This window comes from Mycobacterium sp. TH-M82, assembly GCF_057473605.1.
This window is the reverse complement of record NZ_JBYCKY010000762.1, coordinates 1-3,411: the sequence shown is the minus strand read 5'-3', so window position 1 is coordinate 3,411 and position 3,411 is coordinate 1. Positions and strand designations below refer to the sequence as shown.

The window sequence follows — 3,411 nt, the reverse complement described above, 5'->3', positions numbered from 1 at the left end:
TCGTCGGCGGCTTGTCCATCAGGTCGGTGCGATACCAGAGCAACTGGGTGTTGGTGGTGACGGGCGCGGCATAGAGCCTGTGGTGCCAGGTGGCCGTGGCAAGCGGGCCGGGCAGCGTGTCGCCGGTGGCGTCGGCTTCCGCACGCCCGGCCGGGTCATCGGAGAGCGGCAACGTCCAGCCCGCATCGGCGAACTCCGCGGTCCAGATCACGTCCATCGCCATCACGTCGAGCGTGCGGTCGTTGCCGGTGAGCCGACGTGCCAGTTGCAACCGCTGGTCGTCGGGGCTCTTCGGCAGGCTGAACTGCCGGATGGCGAACCGCCCGCCGACCTGCTCGCTGCAGCGCTCTGCCATCGCGGTGAAGGTCGCGGTATCGCCGGCCGGAGTGTAGACGCTGATCACCAGCCCCTTGCCGGCTTTGTCTTCGGACCCGCAGGCCGACCCCACCGCTGTGATTGCCAGCGACAGCGCGATCGCGCCCACTCGCCATGCGCGCCCGCAACGAGTCGCCACGGCACCCGCCTCTCGTCTGCGTCTGTGGGTTTTGCCTCGCGCCAGAACGGTAGAGCCAGGCGTGCGTGATTGGCAACAACTCCGGCGCACGCAGGGGGTCAGAGCGTGAGCCGCGCCAGCAGATCCCTGGCCTTCTCCGCGTTCTGCGGGTCGCACAGCACGTCGTAGCGGCCGGCGACCAATTGCATCGTCGAGCTGAAATCCCTTGTGCCACGAGCCATCGCATACGGGACCGCCGAGGTGATCAAGCCGAAGAACACCCCGGCGACCAGGCCGACCAGCAGTGCCGACCCCCGGTCGGGACTGAAATATCCCAGCACCAGGCCGATGAACAGGCCCAGCCAGGCACCGGTCAGCACCCCACCGCTGAGCACTTTGGGCCAGGTCAGCCGGCCGGTGACGCGTTCGACCTGCATCAGGTCCACACCGACGATGGTCACCTGCTGCACCGGGAACTCCTGATCGGACAGATAGTCCACGGCACGCTGAGCCTCGGCGTAGGTGGGATACGACCCGATCGGCCAGCCCTTGGGCGGGGTGGGCAGCCGCGCGGGGTCACGGCGCCGCGGGGCGCCCGGCGGACCGGGGGTCTGTCCGGGCTGAAACGGACCGGTCATCGATGCTCTCCCTCGTCGCCGGCGATCGACTGTTCAACGTGCGAACCCGCGCCTTGGTGCCTACGATAGGTTGACTAGCATGAAAAACGTAGTGCGCAAGCCTCGGCCTTCGGGCCGGGGACAAGCGCGTCTGGATTTGTCGCCGACATCTGCTACGGTGTTGGCCATAACTAAATCCCCAGGAGAGATCCCAAGGTCACGACATCGACCGGAGTCGGGGAAAGTAAGCAGCGAGGCCGCTGGCATAGCAGGTGTCGGCGCTTTGGAAACAGAGACAGAGCTGCTCGGCTCGAACCTTCCCTGCTGGTGCGCCTACGGCGCCACCCGCCCAACAGGCGGCAGAACGAGACAGCACATCGCCATAAGGAATCCGCGCATTTTCGATGCGCGGAGGACGTCAAGGGCATGGCAGTTCCCGGCGACAGCGACGAGGAAACGCGTGGATCTCGCGGCGGGCCCCACGTGGTGAGGTCTCGAGGCGACTCGGGCGCGACGGACTGCGGTGCACAGTGGGAGCGAGTATGACCAACCCTGACCAGCCATTCCAACCTCCGGACCAGCCGCCGGAGTCGCTGGGCAACCCTTATTTGCCGGTGGACTACCCGGAGTATCCGTCTAACTACCCGCAGCCTCCGTCGGGCTACCCGCCCTCCCAGGCGTACCCGAGCGGCCCACCCCCGCCGTCCCGGGCGTACCCGGGCGGCCCACCCCCGTATCCGGGCGCCGAGACCGCGCAGCCGGCTTACCCAGGCGGCCCGAGCTACCCGGGCGGTTACCAGCCCTACCGCGCCTACCTCCCCTCACCACCACCCGGCACCAACGGGATGGCGGTCGGGTCACTGGTCTGTTCGCTGCTCGGGCTGTTCTGCGGTGTCACGGCGATCGTGGGGGTGATCCTCGGATTCCTGGCCATGCAACAGACCAGGCAGACGGGCCAGAACGGCTACGGTCTCGCGCTGGCCGGGGTTGTTACCGGCGGCGCCCTGCTGCTGATCTGGGTGTTCAGCCTGATGGTTTTCGCTGCGAATTGACGGTCAACTGCTCGGCGGGAGCGGCGATCGCGGCCGCCACCCGAGAACGGGCCTGTGCTTCGGCCGCCGGTGCGACGGCATCCTCCACGTCGAGCAAGATCTCGTCGGCGGGCAGGGACTTGGCCTTGTCGATCATTTTCTGGATGCTGCCGGGAACCGACAGGCAGGTTCGGCGGGGGCGATACGCGTCATTGACCCCATTACTCCTACCCTTTTGAACCATGGCGTCGATCCACAGGGTGTACGCGGCACGGCTTGCGCGGATGCTGGTGCTCGGCCCGGTCGGCGAATCCATCGGGCGGGTCCGCGACGTCGTGATCAGCATCAGCATAGTCCGCCAGCAACCGCGGGTCCTCGGCCTTGTCGTCGAGTTACCCTCTCGTAGAAGGATTTTCATCCCGATCCTCCGGGTCGCGGCAATCGAACCCCAGGCGGTGGCGCTCAACACAGGCAATGTTTCGCTGCGCCGGTTCACTCAGCGCGCGGGCGAAGTGCTGGTGCTGGGGCAGGTCCTCGACACCAAAGTGCGGGTCCGCGATCCAGAACTGCCGGAGTTGGCCGGCATCGACGCGGCGGTCACCGACCTCGGCATCGAGCAGACCCGTACCCGCGATTGGATGGTGACCCGCGTCGCGGTCCGGCATTCGCGGCGACTGGGCCGACGCTCCGTTGTGCACGTCGTGGACTGGCACAACGTGCAGGGCCTGACCCCATCGGCGCTGGCCATGCCGGGTCAGGGGGTCGCGCAACTGCTCCAGCAATTCGAAGGGTGGCGGCCGATTGAGGTCGCCGATGCCATCCGTGAGCTGCCACCCAAGCGCCGCTACGAGGTGGTCAACGCACTGGACAATGCCCGGCTGGCCGACATCCTGCAAGAGCTGCCGGTGGAGCGCCAGGCCGCCGTGCTGGGCCACCTGGGTACCGAACGCGCGGCCGACGTCTTAGAGGAAATGGATCCCGACGACGCCGCCGACCTGCTCGGTGCGATGAGCCCCGGCGAGGCCGAAGCGTTGCTGGCCCGGATGGATCCTGACGAATCCGATCCGGTACGGCGGCTGCTGAAGCACTCGCCGGACACCGCAGGCGGGCTGATGACGTCCAATCCGATTGTGCTGAGCCCCGATACGTCGGTGGCCGAGGCTCTCGCTCGGGTGCGCGATCCGGACCTGACTCCGGCGCTGTCGTCATTGGTGTTCGTGGCACGCCCTCCCACCGCCACCCCGACCGGCCGCTACCTGGGCAGCGTGCC

At 67.5% G+C, this 3,411-nt stretch carries 4 protein-coding genes and 1 pseudogene; 2 read left to right on the top strand and 3 right to left on the bottom strand.

Features of this window, described 5'->3' with window-relative positions:
- Positions 1 to 514, bottom strand: a 514-nt coding sequence (locus AC2VON_RS22580) for an extracellular solute-binding protein (protein WP_486954866.1), incomplete at its 3' end; no start/stop codon positions are given.
- 98 nt (positions 515 to 612) lie between these two features.
- On the bottom strand, positions 613 to 1,131 hold the full coding sequence (locus tag AC2VON_RS22575) for a YflT domain-containing protein (protein ID WP_486954865.1): 519 nt from the start codon (positions 1,129 to 1,131) through the stop codon (positions 613 to 615).
- A gap of 521 nt (positions 1,132 to 1,652) precedes the next feature.
- On the opposite strand from AC2VON_RS22575, the gene AC2VON_RS22570 reads away from it, so the two are divergent.
- Positions 1,653 to 2,162, top strand: a complete 510-nt coding sequence (locus tag AC2VON_RS22570) for a DUF4190 domain-containing protein (RefSeq protein WP_486954864.1) — start codon at positions 1,653 to 1,655, stop codon at positions 2,160 to 2,162.
- A gap of 16 nt (positions 2,163 to 2,178) precedes the next feature.
- On the opposite strand, the pseudogene AC2VON_RS22565 reads toward AC2VON_RS22570, so the two are convergent.
- Positions 2,179 to 2,385 (bottom strand): annotated as a pseudogene (locus tag AC2VON_RS22565) (aldolase/citrate lyase family protein); the annotation flags it as partial.
- Here AC2VON_RS22565 and AC2VON_RS22560 point away from each other — a divergent pair.
- Positions 2,384 to 3,411, top strand: a 1,028-nt coding sequence (locus AC2VON_RS22560; protein WP_486954863.1) for a magnesium transporter MgtE N-terminal domain-containing protein, incomplete at its 3' end; no start/stop codon positions are given. The pseudogene AC2VON_RS22565 and the gene AC2VON_RS22560 sit on opposite strands and share 2 nt — an antisense overlap.